Raw genomic sequence first — 13,685 nt, 5'->3', positions numbered from 1 at the left:
CGCGCGCGCGGGGGTGGGGGGGCCCCGCGCGCCCGCGGGCCCGCCGGGGGGCGGGGGGGGGGCTGCGGGCGGGTACCCCCCCCCCCGGGGGGGCGGCCCCCACCCCCCGCCGGAGGAGGCCGGGGACGGGTTGTCGGTGGCGGATGCCAGATTGGACGCATGACCGACTGGCAGGACATCCACGACTGGACGGATCTGCGGGCCGTGCGCGCCGCGCTCGCCGCGGGGGCCGACCCCGACCGCGTCCTCGGCGGTCATATGGCGCCGCTGCACTCCGCGGCCTGCTCGGGGAGTGCCGAGGTGCTGGCCGAACTGCTCACGGTGGCACGGGAGGTGGACCAGCCGGACGCGGCGGGTCGCACCCCGCTGTGGCACGCGGTGCGCAACTGGGACCGGGAGAAGGCGTCGGCGCTCATCGCGGCCGGGGCCGACCCCTGGCGGCGCCGGGAGACGGACGCTGCCCTGGCAGGCTGACGTGATGGCGTCCACGACGCCAGCTCGCCAGGGCAGCGCGGCCGTCTCGGTCTTCGACCACCGTTCTTTGGCAGCGAGCGGGAGTGAGCCCGCACACTGGCACGCCCCGAACGGTCTTGAGCGCACTGGTCCCCGGCGTACTCGTCCCCGGGGCAGCGACACGCATCCCGTGCGTGGTCCGATCCCGGGAGGCCAGTTCCCTGTGCGATCTGGCCAATTGAGTACGGCCAGAGGCGACGGGGAGGCCTTGGACCATCTCTCTGGTGGAGCAGGGGCCCCGCACGCTGGCACCGCACCCGGCGTCCCAGATCGCACCGCTTACGCTATCCCGGCCCCTGCACGGCACCGCAAGCCCGGGAAGCGACAATCACACGATCGAGCTAAACCGACCTCGTACACGCTCCCCGACAAGCAGTTCCAACCCCCTCCATAGCCCGTGACGGGGGCGATGTGCTCCTGCGAGGAGGTCATGCTCGACCCGGAGCAGGGCGATCCGGAGGAGGCATGGCGCTATCGCTTCGGGGACGGCGGTCATCCGTCCGGCTGGACGGCGCGGGCGCTGGCGATGGCCGCCGCGGTCACGGGGGTCGCGGTCGACGGCGGTCCGCGGTGGATCGGCCGGCCGGGCAGCAGCGTCATCCTGCTGCCCGAGCGGCTGCGGGACTGACGCCCGGCCGACTGCGGGACTGATGCCCGAGGGGCCCCAGGCCGCCCCCGGGCTCAACCAGGCAGCCCGATATGAGGCATGGCGTGATCGGATCCGTTTGCCGCCGCCACGATCGGAAACCCGAACCTTGTCAAAGCCCGCCTGACGCGCCCGCATGACCCACGGGCGCCCGCCCCGCGCACCCCGTGCGTGAGCCCGACGGCGGGTGCTTTCAGCAACGTCGTTCACGGAAGGGGCAGCCATGGCCTGGTGGCATAACGCCGAATGCACGCACGAGGATCCGGAGCTGTTCTTCCCCGTGGGGGTGGCGGGACCGGCCGCCCGGCGGCAGGAGACGCTGGCCAAGGAGGTCTGCCGGCGCTGTCCGGTGATCCAGGAATGCCTGGACCACGCGCTGGAGAGCGGAATGACCCACGGGGTCTGGGGCGGCACCGGTGAGGAGGAGCGCCGCGCGCTGCGCCGCAAGGCACAGCGCAGGGAGCGCGTCGGCGCACGGCGCGCCCGTTAGACGCCGTCCGGGACGGTGCGCCGCGCAGGCGGCCCCCAGGAGGCCCGGCCCAGCGGGGTGAACCGCACCGGAGTGCCGGGGACGGCCTGCGCCGCGGCGGCCAGATACCGCTCCGGCACGACGCCCACGACCGGGTAGCCGCCGGTCGTCGGATGGTCGGCGAGGAAGAGCACCGGCCGTCCGTCCGGCGGGACTTGGAGCGCGCCGAGCGCCATGCCCTCACTGGCCAGCTCACCGTCCCGCGCCCGCTCCAGTGAGGGGCCCTCGGTCCGCAGTCCGATCCGGTTGCTCGCGGCCGAGACGCGGAAGTCCCCGGTGGTAAGGGTGCGCAGTCCCGCGGGGGTGAACCAGTCGTCGCGCGGGCCGAGCACCACGGGGAGCACCAGTTCGGGTGCGACGCCCCGATGCGGCACTTCGTCCACGGCGGGCACCGGCCCGCGCGGCCGCCCGAGCCGCAGCACCGCGCCGTCCACGAGCGGCGCCGGGCCCAGCCCGGACAGCACATCCGTGGCCCGGCTGCCCAGCACCGGCTCGGCCTCCACACCGCCGTCGAACGCCACATAGCTGCGCACCCCGTGGGCGGCGGCCCCGGCCTCCAGGAGCGCGCCCGACGGCACCCGTACGGCCGAGCCCCATGCGACGGGGCGGCCGTCGACCGCGACCGGGCAGGGCGCGCCGGTGACCGCGACCGTCGCCGGGCGGCGCAGCCGCACCGCACAGCCGGTGAGCGTGGTCTCCAGGGTCGCGGCCCCTTCGGCGTTGCCCACCAGGCGGTTGGCGAGCCGGTGGGCGGGCTGGTCGAGCGCCCCCGAGCGGCCCACCCCGAGATGGGCATGGCCGACGCGGCCGAGATCCTGGACGGTGGTCAGGGCTCCCGGCCGTACGACGACGAAGGCGCTGTCGGTCATGGCGCCGCCCCTTCCGGGGCCGCGCCATCCGATACCGGGATGAAGCAGACGCGAGTGCCGGGGGTGAACAGCGCCGCCGGTTCCCGCGCGGTGTCCCAGAGCACGGCGTCCGTGGTGCCGATGAGCTGCCAGCCGCCGGGGGACGAGCGCGGATAGACGCCCGTGTACCCGCCCGCGAGGGCCACCGAGCCGACCGGCACCCGCGTCCTGGGCGTCGCGTGGCGCGGTACGTGGAACCGCTCGGGCAGCCCCGTCAGATAGCCGAAACCGGGCGCGAAGCCGCAGAAGGCCACCCGGAACTCGGCGCCGGAATGGATCCGTACGGCCTCCCCGGGCGTCACCCCCCACCGCCGTGCGACCTCGTCCAGATCGGGCCCGTCGTAGCGCACGGGCACCTCGACGATCTCGCTGTCGCCCCGGTCGAGGGGCGGTATCCGCCAGCCGGGCAGCTCGGCGGCGAGCCGCCCGGGGTCGGCGAGCCCGTCGAGGAACACGGTCCGGGCGGCGGGCACGATCTCGCGCACGGCGGGCAGCCGCCGCTCGGCGGCGCGGCGCAGCAGCTCGGCGTGGAGCGCCTCGGCCGCCTCACCGCTGTCGAGCTCGATGAGCAGCCCGTGCTCGCCGACGGGCAGGGTCCGCACCGTCATATGAACGCCGCCACGCGCACCCCGGCGGCGGCCAGCTCGGACCGCACCCGGCGGGCGAGGTCGGCGGCGCCTGGGGTGTCGCCGTGGACGCACAGCGAGCGCACGTCCACCTCGATGCGCCGTCCGTCGATCGAGGTCACCGCGCGGTCGCGGGCGAAGCCCAGGGCGCGCTTGACCACCGTGTCCGGGTCGTGGACCACGGCGCCGGGATCGGTGCGCGGCACGAGCGTCCCGGCGGCCGTGTAGGCGCGGTCGGCGAACGCCTCGGCGATCACCGGCAGCCCGGCCGCACGGGCCGCCTCGTGCAGCCGGGACCCGGGCAGCCCCAGCACCGGCAGCGAACCGCCGGCGGCCAGCCCGACGCCCTCGACCACGGCGGCGGCCTGCGCCTCGTCGTGCACGCTGCGGTTGTAGAGCGCGCCATGGGGCTTGACGTAGTGCACCCGCGTCCCGGCGGCACGCGCGAAGATCTCCAACGCGCCGATCTGATAGGCGATCTCGTCGGCCAGCTCCCGGGGCGGGACGTCCATGCTGCGCCGGCCGAAACCGGCCAGGTCCCGGTAGGAGACCTGGGCCCCGACGCGCACCCCGCGCTCGGCGGCCAGCTCGCACACCCGGCGCATGGTCGAGGGGTCCCCGGCGTGGAAGCCGCAGGCGACATTGGCGCTCGTGACGATGGACAGCAGGGCCTCGTCGTCGGTGAGCCGCCAGCGGCCGAACCCCTCGCCGAGGTCGGCGTTGAGATCGATGGACAGGTTCGCCAAGGATGCGGTCATATCCGTCCGTTCGGGCGTGGGGGATACGTGAGGGGATGCGGATGGCACCACAAGGTAAGCGATCGTTGAACGATCCGACAAGACGCTTGTTGTCCGGCGACGGTTTCTGGGCTTGACTTCTCGCTATACGGGACGAACGAGACACCGAACAGGGGCTGATGTGGCGAACGGGGCAAAGGGTGCAAACCGCCGTTCCGGCGAGCCGTCGGACGAGTCGCCGGGCGAGTCGCGGGAGATGTCGGAGGCGCCGGGGACGGCGGAGGCCGCGGAGCCGGTGGAGCCGGCCGGGTACGCCCCGGTCCCCGGTCTCGCCGCCGGGCTCGAGGCCGACCGGGCGCTGCTGGGGCGCACCAGCACGGCGGAGCGCGTCGCGGACATCCTGCGCGACCGCATCGCCGAGGGGTTCTTCCCGCCCGGCACCCGGTTGTCCGAGGACAGCGTGGGCGGCGCGCTCGGCGTCTCGCGCAACACCCTGCGGGAGGCGTTCCGCCTGCTGACCCACGAGCGGCTGCTGGTGCACGAGCTGAACCGCGGCGTCTTCGTCCGCGTCGTCACGGTGGACGACCTCAACGACATCTACCGCGTGCGCCGGCTCGTCGAATGCGCGGCGGTGCGCGGCCTGGGCGAGCCGCCGTACGAGGTGCGGGCGGTCGAGGCGGCGGTCCTGGCGGGCGAGCGCGCCGCGCGGGACCGGGCCTGGGAGGACCTGTCCACCGCCAATATCCGCTTCCACCAGGCGATCGTCTCCCTCGCCGAAAGCCCCCGCGCCGACGAACTGATGCGCGCGGTGCTGGCCGAGCTCCGGCTGGTCTTCCATGTCATGGCCGACCCCCGCCGCTTTTACGCCCCCTACCTGGTGCGCAACCGCCAGATCCTGGAGGTGCTCCAGGGCGGCGACGCGATGGAGGCCGAGCGGCTGCTCGCCTCCTATCTGGACGATTCCCAGGGGCAGTTGGCCGACGCCTACCGGCGGAAGATGTCCCGGCGATAGAGGTTTCCCAGCGGTAAACGATCCGGCGAGGCCGGAACAAGTTTGTTTCAGACTCTTGTCGGATCGTTGAACGAACGCCTAGCCTCCGGTGCACTCTCCTCACGCCCCCCGTGAGGTCCTTGTGCGCGGAAGGCGGGACGCATGATCGTTCTCCTTGGCGTCCTCGTGGTGATCCTCGGATTCGCCACACGACGCAACCCGTTGCTGGTGGTGGGGGTCGCCGGCATCGCCACCGGACTGCTGGCCAAGCTCTCGCCCCAGGAGATCCTGGCGGCCTTCGGCAACGGCTTCGCCTCCAGCCGCTCGGTGACGATCTTCGTCATCACCCTGCCCGTGATCGGCCTCCTGGAGCGCCACGGCCTCCAGGAACAGGCCCGTACCCTCATCGGCCGGCTCGGCAAGCTCACCACCGGCCGGTTCCTCGCCCTCTACCTGCTGCTGCGCCAGCTCACCGCCGCCCTCGGCCTCACCAGCATCGGCGGCCCGGCCCAGAGCGTCCGGCCCATGGTCGCGCCGATGGCCGAGGGCGCCGCGGAGCGCCGCCACGGCCCGCTGCCCGAGCGGGTCCGCGAGCGCGTCCGCTCGTACTCCGCCAGCGCCGACACGGTCGGGCTGTTCTTCGGCGAGGACTGCTTCCTGGCCATCGGCTCGATCCTGCTGATCACCGGGTTCGTCAACACCACGTACCACACCCATCTGGAGCCGCTTCAGCTGGCGCTGTGGGCCATCCCCACCGCCGTCTGCGCGTTCCTCATCCACGGCTTCCGGCTGATGCGCCTGGACCGCTCACTGGACCACGACCTCGCCGCCTCCGGCGGCCGATCCGCTGCCGAGGGCAGCCGCACCGCGGAGGAAGCCAAGTGATCAAGGCGGAGTGGTTCTACTGGCTCGTCGGCGCCGTCTTCCTCGCCATGGCCGCCCAGATGGCTGTCGACCGCACCAACCCCAAGCGGCTCGGCTCGGCCGCCTTCTGGGGGCTGCTCGGCGGCTGCTTCTTCTACAGCAGCTGGGTGGTGGAGAAGAAGGCCCCGGCCGAACCGCTGGGCGTCGCCGTCCTCGCCATGGTCTGCCTGGGCGGCTTCCCGCTCACCGGGCGCGGTGTGCCGCGCACCACCACGCCCGAGCAGCGCGTCGCATCGGCCGCCCGGCTCGGCAGCAAGCTGTTCGTCCCGGCGCTCACCATCCCGCTGGTCGCCGTCGTCTGCGCCTCGGCCGTCAAGCACTGGCACATCGGGGGCGAACCGGTCCTGGAGGCCGGCAGCGAGACCATCCTCGGCCTCGGCTTCGGCGCGATCGTCGGACTGCTGGTCGGCATGGTCGTGGTGCGCGAGCGGCGGCCCGCGGTGCCCCTGCACGCCGGCCGGAGCCTGCTGGAGTCGATGGGCTGGGCGCTGCTGCTGCCCCAGCTGCTCGCCGTGCTCGGCTCCATCTTCCAGGAGGCGGGGGTCGGCACCCAGGTCGGCAAGATCACCGAACAGGTGCTGCCGGAGGGCCAGAAGTACGTCGCCGTGGCCGTCTACTGCGTGGGAATGGCCCTGTTCACCGTCATCATGGGCAACGCCTTCGCCGCCTTCCCGGTGATGACCGCCGCCATCGGCTGGCCCGTGCTCATCCAGCAGATGCACGGGGACGCGCCCGTCGTCCTCGCCGTCGGCATGCTGGCCGGTTTCTGCGGCACGCTCGTGACCCCCATGGCCGCCAACTTCAATCTGGTGCCCGCCGCCCTGCTGGAACTCAAGGACCAGTACGGGCCCATCAAGGCGCAGATTCCCACCGCCGGGGCGCTGTTGGTCTGCAACATCGCCATCATCTCGCTGTTCGCCTTCTGAAGGGGGCCGCTGCTGTGACCCGCGTGCTTCTCACCGGCTTCGAACCCTTCGCGGGTTCGGCCGTCAACCCGTCGTGGCAGGCCGTGTCCCTCGTGGCCGCCGATCCGCAGCCCGGCACCGAGGTCACGGCCGTACAACTCGCCTGCGTCTTCGGCACCGCCCTCGAGGAACTGGCCGCCGCCGTGGCGGCGGCCGACCCCGACCTGGTGCTGTGCGTGGGCCAGGCGGGCGGCCGTCCCGGCGTCACCGTCGAGCGAGTGGCGATCAACGTGGACGACGCCCGCATACCCGACAACGCCGGACGTCGGCCCATCGACGAACCGGTGGTCGAGGGCGGCCCCGCCGCCTACTTCGCGTCCCTGCCCGTCAAGGCGTGTGTCGCGGCCGTCCGCGAGGCCGGGATTCCGGCCGCCGTCTCACAGACCGCCGGAACGTTTGTGTGCAACCACGTCTTCTACGGTCTGGCCCATCTCATCGCCACCGAGCGGCCCGCCCTGCGCGGCGGCTTCGTCCACCTCCCGTACGCGCCCGAACAGGTCGTGGACGGCGCCGAACCCGCACTGCCCGCCACCATGGCCGCCGACGCGCTGCGGGCGATCATCGGGGCCGCCGTGAGCACCCGGACCGATCTGCGCGTCGCCGAGGGGGCGACGCATTGAACGCTTACGAGCCGAACGCGGCGGACGAGCCGGATGAGATGAACGCGGCGGACGAGCCGGATGAGATGAACGAGCCGGATGAGATGAACGAGCCGGACGAGCCGGACGAGATGGATGAGCCGGACGGGACGGGGAGTGAACTCGGCCGGTACGCGGCCCGGTTCGCGGCCCTCGCCACCGCCAACGTCACCCGGGCCTACCCCAACGCCCCCGCGCATCTGCTGCGCGGGCCCGAGGACCTGGTCGAGCCGCGCCGGCACCACCCCGCCTTCTACGGCTCCTACGACTGGCACTCCGCGGTGCATATGCACTGGCTGCTGGTCCGGCTGCTGCGCCGCTGCCCCGACCGCGTCCGCGTCGACGAGGTCACCGCCGTACTGGACGGGCACCTTACGGCCGATGCCCTCGCCGCCGAGGCGGACTATCTGCGCGCCCATCCCTCCTTCGAGCGCCCTTACGGATGGGCCTGGCTGCTCGCGCTGACCGCCGAGTGCCGGAGCCTGCCGGGGCCCGCGGGCGAGCGCTGGGCCAAGGCCCTGGAACCGGCCGCCGACGCCGTCCGCGCACTGCTGGGCGGATGGCTGGAACGCGCCACCTACCCAGTGCGGCACGGCGTCCACACCAACAGCGCCTTCGCCCTCGGCCTGGTCCTGGACAGCGCGGCCGCCGCGGGCGTCAAGGGGATCGTCGAACCGGTCACCGAGGCCGTCCTCGACTGGTTCGCCGACGACCGTGACGCCCCCGTCCACTGGGAGCCCTCCGGGCAGGACTTCCTCTCGCCCGCGCTCACCGAGGCCGAGACGGTCTCCCGGGTGCTGTCGGAGGAGGAGTTCGCGCGCTGGCTGGAACGCTTCCTCCCCGGCGTCGAATGGGGCGCGCCCGTCACCGTGCTCACCCCGCCCATCGTCTCCGACCCCGCCGATCCGCATATCGGTCACCTCCTCGGCCTCATCCTCAGCCGGGCCGCCGCGCTCCGCCGCCTGGCCGCCGCCCTGCCGCACGGCGACCCGCGCGCGGACGTGCTGCGGACGGCGGCCCGTGACCATCTGGCCGCCGGGCTCCCGGCCACCGTCTCCGGGGACTTCACCGGCGACCACTGGCTCGCCACCTTCGCGGCGCTCGCCCTGGACGGACCACCGGCCGGTGAGCCGTAGACTGACGGATCGGTGAGGTGCGGGGGACGCGCTGGTGTACGCGCGTCCACGCGCGGGGGACCTGGTGTGTCATAGCGGGATCTCCGTGCCGTTTCGTACGTTGTCGGTGCGACCGCCTACTCTGTGCGACGTGACATCTCCACCCCCGGGGGCCGCCGCGCCCCAGCTCAACACCGCTGAAGGGGCCGCCCGGCCGGCCCCGGGCCCGGCCGCCGACGAGGGCCTGGCCCGGCGGCTGCGCGCGCTCGCCTGCACCGCGCCGCTGCACGACCTGGACGCGCGCAAGGCCAACCTCGCGGGGGAGTACGGGGTGTACGCGATGGCGGAGGTCGCCCTCGCCGCCATCGACCTCGTCACGCTCCACATGGACTTCGACACCGGCGCCGACCACGAGCAGATAGTGGCCAGGCTGCTGCCCCGGGTGGCGGCCCAGGCCCCCGGGCGCACCGCCGCCGAGCACGACCGGGTCGCCCGCTGGGTGCTGGAAAACCTGATCAACGTCGGCAGTGTGGACCGCGGCTTCCGCGCCGTTTACGGCATCTTCGGGCCCGATGGGGTGTATGTCCGCAGGGACTACGACTTCAAGCTGATCGAGGAGGTGCCGGGGCCCGGCGGCAGCGTCTATCTGCGCACCACCGACGAGGCGGTCAACGTCCTGGTCGGCGCCCTCGACACGGATGTCACCAGCGCCCAGATCGCCGCCGAGGTCAAGCTGGAGGTCCTGATCAGCCGGGGCCGCCTCGCCGACGCCCAACTCGCCGCCGAGCAGGCCCGCTACCGCACCGTGCAGTATTCGGAGACGCTGCGCCGCACCCTCGACGCCACCCGGCGCAACGTCCGCGCCGTCGACTGGCTGAGCACCGTCCCCGAGCTGATCAGCGAGGCGCTCGACCACGTCGCCGACCGCTACCGCCACGAGAACGCGATCCTCACCAATATCCGCAAGGCGCGTGACGAGGCCGAGAGCGCCGAGCACAAGCGGCGCGCCGCCGAACTCGTCGACATCGTCAAGGACTGCATCCGGCGCCACACCCAGCTGCAGTCCCGGCTGCTGGAGGCCGGTCCGCTGTTCCGCGCCGAGCAGGACCGCCAGGCCTTCGCACCCCCGGCCCCGCGCTCCGGATACGACCTGTACGGACAGCTGCTGGCACCCGTCCTCCCGCTGCCCCTCGAGCGCGCGGGCCGGGTCACCGACGCGTTCTTCGCCCGCGGCACGGGGCTGCGCACCCCGACCTCGGTGCGGATGAGCGACCTGGTCGAGATGCTGCTCACTCCGCCCGTGGAGCGGGAGCACCTCGGCGCGGAGATGCCCGAGCCGGACCTCATCGCCACCCCCGACGACAGCCGCTTCAGCGAGGAGCAGCTGGCGGTGGCCATGGAGCTGCTCGAACTGCCCGCGGACGCCCCGCGACGGCTGTCCGGGCTGCTCGCCGACGCCCGCCGCCGCGACCCCGATCTGCCCTATCTGATCGCCCTCCTCGCCGTCCACGCCGCCAGCCCCCCGGTCGGCACCGCCTACCGCCAGGGCGAGCAGCGGCTGCTGTTCGCCGTGGACGACGGCACCGAACTGGACGACCCCGAATTCGGCGGCGCCGACCTGATAGTGGGCACCGCCCTGCTGGACGCGGTCGGCATGGCGGCCGACCGCGCGGAGGTGGCGTGATGACCGCGACCCATGAGTACGCCCCGCGCGAGGAGGTTCAGCCGTGACCGAATACGACATCGACGAGATGACACCGCCGGACCCGGCCCCCGCCCCGGCGGCGGCCGGGCTGACGCCCGCCGACGCGGCCGACGCCGCGCGGCTGGTGGCCTTCGGGCTCCAGCCCAAGCTGTTGCCCGCGCGGGACGTCGAATACGCCGAGCTGCTGCGCCGGCACCGCGACGAACCGGCGTTCGCGCGCCTCACCGACGCCATCGCCGCCGGGCTCGGGCTCATCGTGCTGGAGGTGTCGACCCGCGCCGGAATGGCGGTGACCGCCGCCGAGGACTCCGTCTTCGCCGTCCGCATGGGCGACTACGCCCGCCGCGCCGCCACCGACTCCGCCGACCGCTTTCTGCACGGTCTCGCCCATCTCGCCGTCGCCGCCCTGGCGTTCCCCCGCCCCGAGGACCTCGCCGACGACGGCTATATCGGCCGCGTCACCGTCAACGGGGTCGACGCCTTCGTCCGCCAGGCGTGCCGGCGGCTGGAGGAGCGCGCCGAGGAGCAGGGGGAGAACACCGACCCCACCACCGGTGCGCCCGGATTGGAGTCCGCCTGGCGGGTCTACGCCCGGCGCAGCGCGACCGGCGCCACCAAGGACGCCCGCAGGCTCGCCGGTTCCACCACCGGCATCGTCGGCAAGGCCGCCGCCTTCCTGGTCGACTCCGGCTTCCTCCAGCGCACCGGGGACGAATCCGGTGGCACCTACCGCACGACCGCCCGCTACCAGCTCCAGGTGCGCGACATGGCGGCCTCCGCCGCCATGGCCGAGCTGCTGGAGCTCGGCGTCGTCCCCGTCAGCGACGGCGGCGCCACCCTGCTGCCCCCCGACCAGGGCGACGACCTCGACCTGGTGGCCGACGCCGGTCTCCCCTTCCACTCCTGAACCCGACGCCCAGCCCCCACCCGCCCGTCACCACCACGCCTTCCGACAACGAGAGTCCGCCGCCATGTACGAGCTGTCCCGGATCCGCCTCTACTCCATCGGGCCGGCCGGTGCGCGTTACGCCGACACCGTGCTGGACCTGCGCGGAGTCGGCGAGCCGGTGCCCAGCCCCGCGCCCACCCAGGCGGAGTTCTTCGAGGAGGAGCCGGTCGGCCCGCCGCGCCGCCCCGCCCCCGCCGGGGTGCTCTTCCTGGAGAACGGCGGCGGTAAGTCCGTCCTGCTCAAGCTGATCTTCTCGGTGATGCTGCCCGGCCATCGCAACACCCTGGGCGGCGCCAGCTCCGGTGTGCTGCGCAAGTTCCTGCTCGCCGACGACTGCGGGCATGTCGCGCTGGAGTGGCAGCACACCGTCACCGGTGAGACCGTCGTCGTCGGCAAGGTCAGCGAATGGCGCGGCCGTCAGGTCTCCAACGACCCGCGGAAGTTCGCCGAGGCGTGGTACTCCTTCCGGCCCGGCCCCGGGATGAGCCTGGACTCGCTGCCGGTCGCCGAGTCCGCGGCGGTGCGGCCCGCCGTCGAGGGCGCCTCCACCGCCCGTGGCCGCCGCCGCACCATGAAGGGCTTCCGTGACGCCCTTACGGAGGCCGTCAAGGCGTACCCGCATCTGGACGTGGTCTGGGTGGAGATCCACGAGCGCTGGAACGAACACCTCGGCGAGCTCGGCCTCGACCCCGAACTCTTCCGCTACCAGCGGGAGATGAACGCCGATGAGGGCGAGGCCGCCGGGCTCTTCGCGGTCAAGAACGACTCCGACTTCACCGACCTCCTGCTGCGCGCCGTCACCGACACCCGCGACACCGACGGGCTCGCCGACCTCGTCCATGGCTTCGCCCATAAGCTGGGGCGCCGCGCCGAGCTGACCGCCGAGCGTGAATTCACCGCTGGTTCGCTCGATCTGCTCCAGCGCATCGCGGACGCCGCGGAGCGGCGTGAGCAGGCGCGCGGTGTGCACGCGGGCGCCGAGCGCCGCACCCGTACGCTCGCCCGGCGGCTGTCCGCGCGCGGCGCGGAGGAGCGGGCGCGTACCGCCGAGCTCGCCGAGCGGGTCGCCTCCGCCGCCGAGGCCGTCACCGACGCCGAGGGCGCGCGTGGCCGCAGCGATCTCGTCGCCGCCGAACTCGCCTACCGGCACGCCTCCTTGGCGCTCGCCGCCGCCGAGAAGGGCGCCGCCGCGCAGCGCCGCGAGCTCAACGACGCCCGCACCCTGCACTCCGCCTGGCAGGCCGCCGAGACGGTGCTGCGCCACCGCGCCGCCGCCGACCGCTCCGCGCGCGTGGCCGCCGCCATCCGCGAGGCGGAGCGGGACGCGGCGCCCGCGCTCGCCGCCCGCGCCAAGGCCGCCGCCGACCTCGTCCGCGCCCTGCACGCGGCCGCGGAGGACGGCGAGCGGGTCGCCAACGGGGAGGAGGAGAGGTCCGCCGTCCTCCAGGAGGCGGGCGAGGCCGCCCACCGCGACGCCACCTCCGCCGCCACGGCGGCCCAGCGCGCCCGCAGCGACGCCGAGCATCTGCGGCAGCGGCTCGCCGAGGTCGAGCAGGAGACCGCCGAGGCCGTCCGCGCCGGATGGCTCGACGACTCCGCCCCCGACGCCGACCCGGCCCGCGCCGCGCTCGCCGCGAGCGATGCCGAGAAGACCACGGTCGCCGCCTTCGACGAGGCCCGCGAGACCGCCCGGCGCACCGCCGACCACGCGAAGTCGGCCGCCGCCGAGGAGGCCCGCGCCGAACTGGCCGCGGCGCGAGCGGTGGACGCGGCGCGGGCCGCGGAGTCCGCGTACGACGCGGAACAGCGCGCCGCGGAGGCGCTGGGCGCGGAGCAGCGCCTGGTCGAACTGCTGGGCCTGCCACAGTCCTCCGCCACCGTCCCCGCCCCCCGCGGCACCACCACTCGCCCGTCACCGGCGGACGCGCGCGCGGCGCGCGGGGTGACGGTGCGCATCCCGGACGCGGACGGCGTGGGCCGCCGAGGCGCCCGAGCCCTGCCGACCGACTCCGACCGCGCCGGGTGGATCACGGTCCATGTGGACGAGGAGGACACGGACGACGTCGGCCTCTCCCAACTCCCCGCCGCCTTCCGCGCGGACCCCTCCGCCCACACGATCCCCGTGGACGGCGAGCCCGCGTCCCACGACCACGGCTACGCCCCCGAGGAGCCCCCCACCGACATCCGCGAACGTTTCGCGGGAGAGGACTGCGCCGAGCCGTGCCCGGGGGACGGCCCCGCCCCCTTCGGCGGTGCACGGACGGATGCCGGACCGGTGGGCGAGGCGGAGGAGACGCGCCCCACTCGCCATGGAGCGGCGTCCGTTGAGGACACGGAGGCGGGCCCCGGAGAGACCCCCGGGCGTCGTCCGCTCGCGGCGGAGTCGCGGGCCCCGCGGCCGGGTGGGGGTCGGGTCGCCCATGGCCCCGACCCCCCCGC

Annotated in this window: 13 protein-coding genes and 1 pseudogene; 11 read left to right on the top strand and 3 right to left on the bottom strand. The window is 74.0% G+C overall.

All coding sequences use genetic code 11. The features are described 5' to 3' along the window. Positions 1-159 precede the first annotated feature (159 nt). The 3 genes from ACFXB5_RS44550 to ACFXB5_RS44540 all read left to right on the top strand — a co-directional run bounded on the left by ACFXB5_RS44550 (position 160) and on the right by ACFXB5_RS44540 (position 1,649). Positions 160-474 carry an ankyrin repeat domain-containing protein gene (locus tag ACFXB5_RS44550; RefSeq protein WP_385219545.1) on the top strand — a complete coding sequence of 105 codons (315 nt, stop codon included), beginning with the start codon at positions 160-162 and terminating at the stop codon, positions 472-474. Between the two features lie 469 nt (positions 475-943). Next, complete coding sequence (locus tag ACFXB5_RS44545) at positions 944-1,141, top strand: hypothetical protein (RefSeq protein WP_385219543.1); 198 nt, start codon at positions 944-946, stop codon at positions 1,139-1,141. A gap of 241 nt (positions 1,142-1,382) precedes the next feature. Then, entirely contained in the window at positions 1,383-1,649 is a 267-nt protein-coding gene (locus ACFXB5_RS44540) for a WhiB family transcriptional regulator (protein WP_385219541.1), read from the top strand. Here the strand turns inward: ACFXB5_RS44540 and ACFXB5_RS44535 are convergent. The 3 genes from ACFXB5_RS44535 to ACFXB5_RS44525 are packed head-to-tail and all read right to left on the bottom strand — an operon-like array spanning position 1,646 to position 3,980. Continuing rightward, positions 1,646-2,557 (bottom strand): biotin-dependent carboxyltransferase family protein, encoded by a 912-nt coding sequence (locus ACFXB5_RS44535; RefSeq protein WP_385219539.1) that lies wholly within the window; start codon positions 2,555-2,557, stop codon positions 1,646-1,648. The two genes, ACFXB5_RS44540 and ACFXB5_RS44535, sit on opposite strands and share 4 nt — an antisense overlap. Next, entirely contained in the window at positions 2,554-3,204 is a 651-nt protein-coding gene (locus tag ACFXB5_RS44530) for an allophanate hydrolase subunit 1 (RefSeq protein ID WP_385219538.1), read from the bottom strand. The genes ACFXB5_RS44535 and ACFXB5_RS44530 overlap by 4 nt, the downstream gene beginning before the upstream one ends. Then, positions 3,201-3,980: a LamB/YcsF family protein gene (locus ACFXB5_RS44525; protein WP_385219536.1), complete on the bottom strand. Its 780-nt coding sequence runs from the start codon at positions 3,978-3,980 to the stop codon at positions 3,201-3,203. The genes ACFXB5_RS44530 and ACFXB5_RS44525 overlap by 4 nt, the downstream gene beginning before the upstream one ends. Positions 3,981-4,140: 160 nt before the next feature. On the opposite strand from ACFXB5_RS44525, the gene ACFXB5_RS44520 reads away from it, so the two are divergent. The 8 genes and pseudogenes from ACFXB5_RS44520 to ACFXB5_RS44485 all read left to right on the top strand — a co-directional run. Next, a complete protein-coding gene (locus tag ACFXB5_RS44520) occupies positions 4,141-4,971 on the top strand; it encodes a GntR family transcriptional regulator (protein WP_385219535.1) in 831 nt (276 codons plus the stop codon). 141 nt (positions 4,972-5,112) lie between these two features. Then, on the top strand, positions 5,113-5,835 hold the full coding sequence (locus ACFXB5_RS44515) for a DUF969 domain-containing protein (protein WP_385219533.1): 723 nt from the start codon (positions 5,113-5,115) through the stop codon (positions 5,833-5,835). Continuing rightward, on the top strand, positions 5,832-6,800 hold the full coding sequence (locus tag ACFXB5_RS44510; protein ID WP_385219531.1) for a DUF979 domain-containing protein: 969 nt from the start codon (positions 5,832-5,834) through the stop codon (positions 6,798-6,800). The genes ACFXB5_RS44515 and ACFXB5_RS44510 overlap by 4 nt, the downstream gene beginning before the upstream one ends. 14 nt (positions 6,801-6,814) lie before the next feature. Further along, complete coding sequence (gene pcp / locus ACFXB5_RS44505) at positions 6,815-7,459, top strand: pyroglutamyl-peptidase I (protein WP_385219529.1); 645 nt, start codon at positions 6,815-6,817, stop codon at positions 7,457-7,459. A gap of 110 nt (positions 7,460-7,569) precedes the next feature. Continuing rightward, complete coding sequence (locus tag ACFXB5_RS44500) at positions 7,570-8,613, top strand: DUF2891 domain-containing protein (RefSeq protein ID WP_385219553.1); 1,044 nt, start codon at positions 7,570-7,572, stop codon at positions 8,611-8,613. A 130-nt stretch (positions 8,614-8,743) separates the two neighbouring features. Beyond that, the gene (locus ACFXB5_RS44495) at positions 8,744-10,276 is read left to right on the top strand and encodes a hypothetical protein (protein WP_385219527.1); all 1,533 of its coding nucleotides are present in this window, start codon (positions 8,744-8,746) and stop codon (positions 10,274-10,276) included. A gap of 67 nt (positions 10,277-10,343) precedes the next feature. Further along, positions 10,344-11,204: a hypothetical protein gene (locus ACFXB5_RS44490; RefSeq protein WP_385219551.1), complete on the top strand. Its 861-nt coding sequence runs from the start codon at positions 10,344-10,346 to the stop codon at positions 11,202-11,204. 64 nt (positions 11,205-11,268) lie between these two features. Continuing rightward, positions 11,269-13,685: pseudogene (locus ACFXB5_RS44485) on the top strand (hypothetical protein); the annotation flags it as partial.

This window comes from Streptomyces sp. NPDC059455 (assembly GCF_042750115.1).
Lineage (GTDB): Bacteria > Actinomycetota > Actinomycetes > Streptomycetales > Streptomycetaceae > Streptomyces > Streptomyces endocoffeicus.
The sequence above is the reverse complement of the archived record's forward strand: the minus strand, read 5'-3'. Positions and strand labels throughout refer to the sequence as shown.

What these genes read in the sequence shown, in the direction of transcription:
- ACFXB5_RS44550 (WP_385219545.1), top strand. Translation starts at nt 160, where the DNA reads ATGACCGACTGGCAGGACATCCACGACTGGACGGATCTGCGGGCCGTG.
- ACFXB5_RS44545 (WP_385219543.1), top strand. Translation starts at nt 944, where the DNA reads ATGCTCGACCCGGAGCAGGGCGATCCGGAGGAGGCATGGCGCTATCGC.
- ACFXB5_RS44540 (WP_385219541.1), top strand. Translation starts at nt 1,383, where the DNA reads ATGGCCTGGTGGCATAACGCCGAATGCACGCACGAGGATCCGGAGCTG.
- ACFXB5_RS44535 (WP_385219539.1), bottom strand. Translation starts at nt 2,557, where the DNA reads ATGACCGACAGCGCCTTCGTCGTCGTACGGCCGGGAGCCCTGACCACC.
- ACFXB5_RS44530 (WP_385219538.1), bottom strand. Translation starts at nt 3,204, where the DNA reads ATGACGGTGCGGACCCTGCCCGTCGGCGAGCACGGGCTGCTCATCGAG.
- ACFXB5_RS44525 (WP_385219536.1), bottom strand. Translation starts at nt 3,980, where the DNA reads ATGACCGCATCCTTGGCGAACCTGTCCATCGATCTCAACGCCGACCTC.
- ACFXB5_RS44515 (WP_385219533.1), top strand. Translation starts at nt 5,113, where the DNA reads ATGATCGTTCTCCTTGGCGTCCTCGTGGTGATCCTCGGATTCGCCACA.
- ACFXB5_RS44500 (WP_385219553.1), top strand. Translation starts at nt 7,570, where the DNA reads ATGGATGAGCCGGACGGGACGGGGAGTGAACTCGGCCGGTACGCGGCC.
- ACFXB5_RS44490 (WP_385219551.1), top strand. Translation starts at nt 10,344, where the DNA reads ATGACACCGCCGGACCCGGCCCCCGCCCCGGCGGCGGCCGGGCTGACG.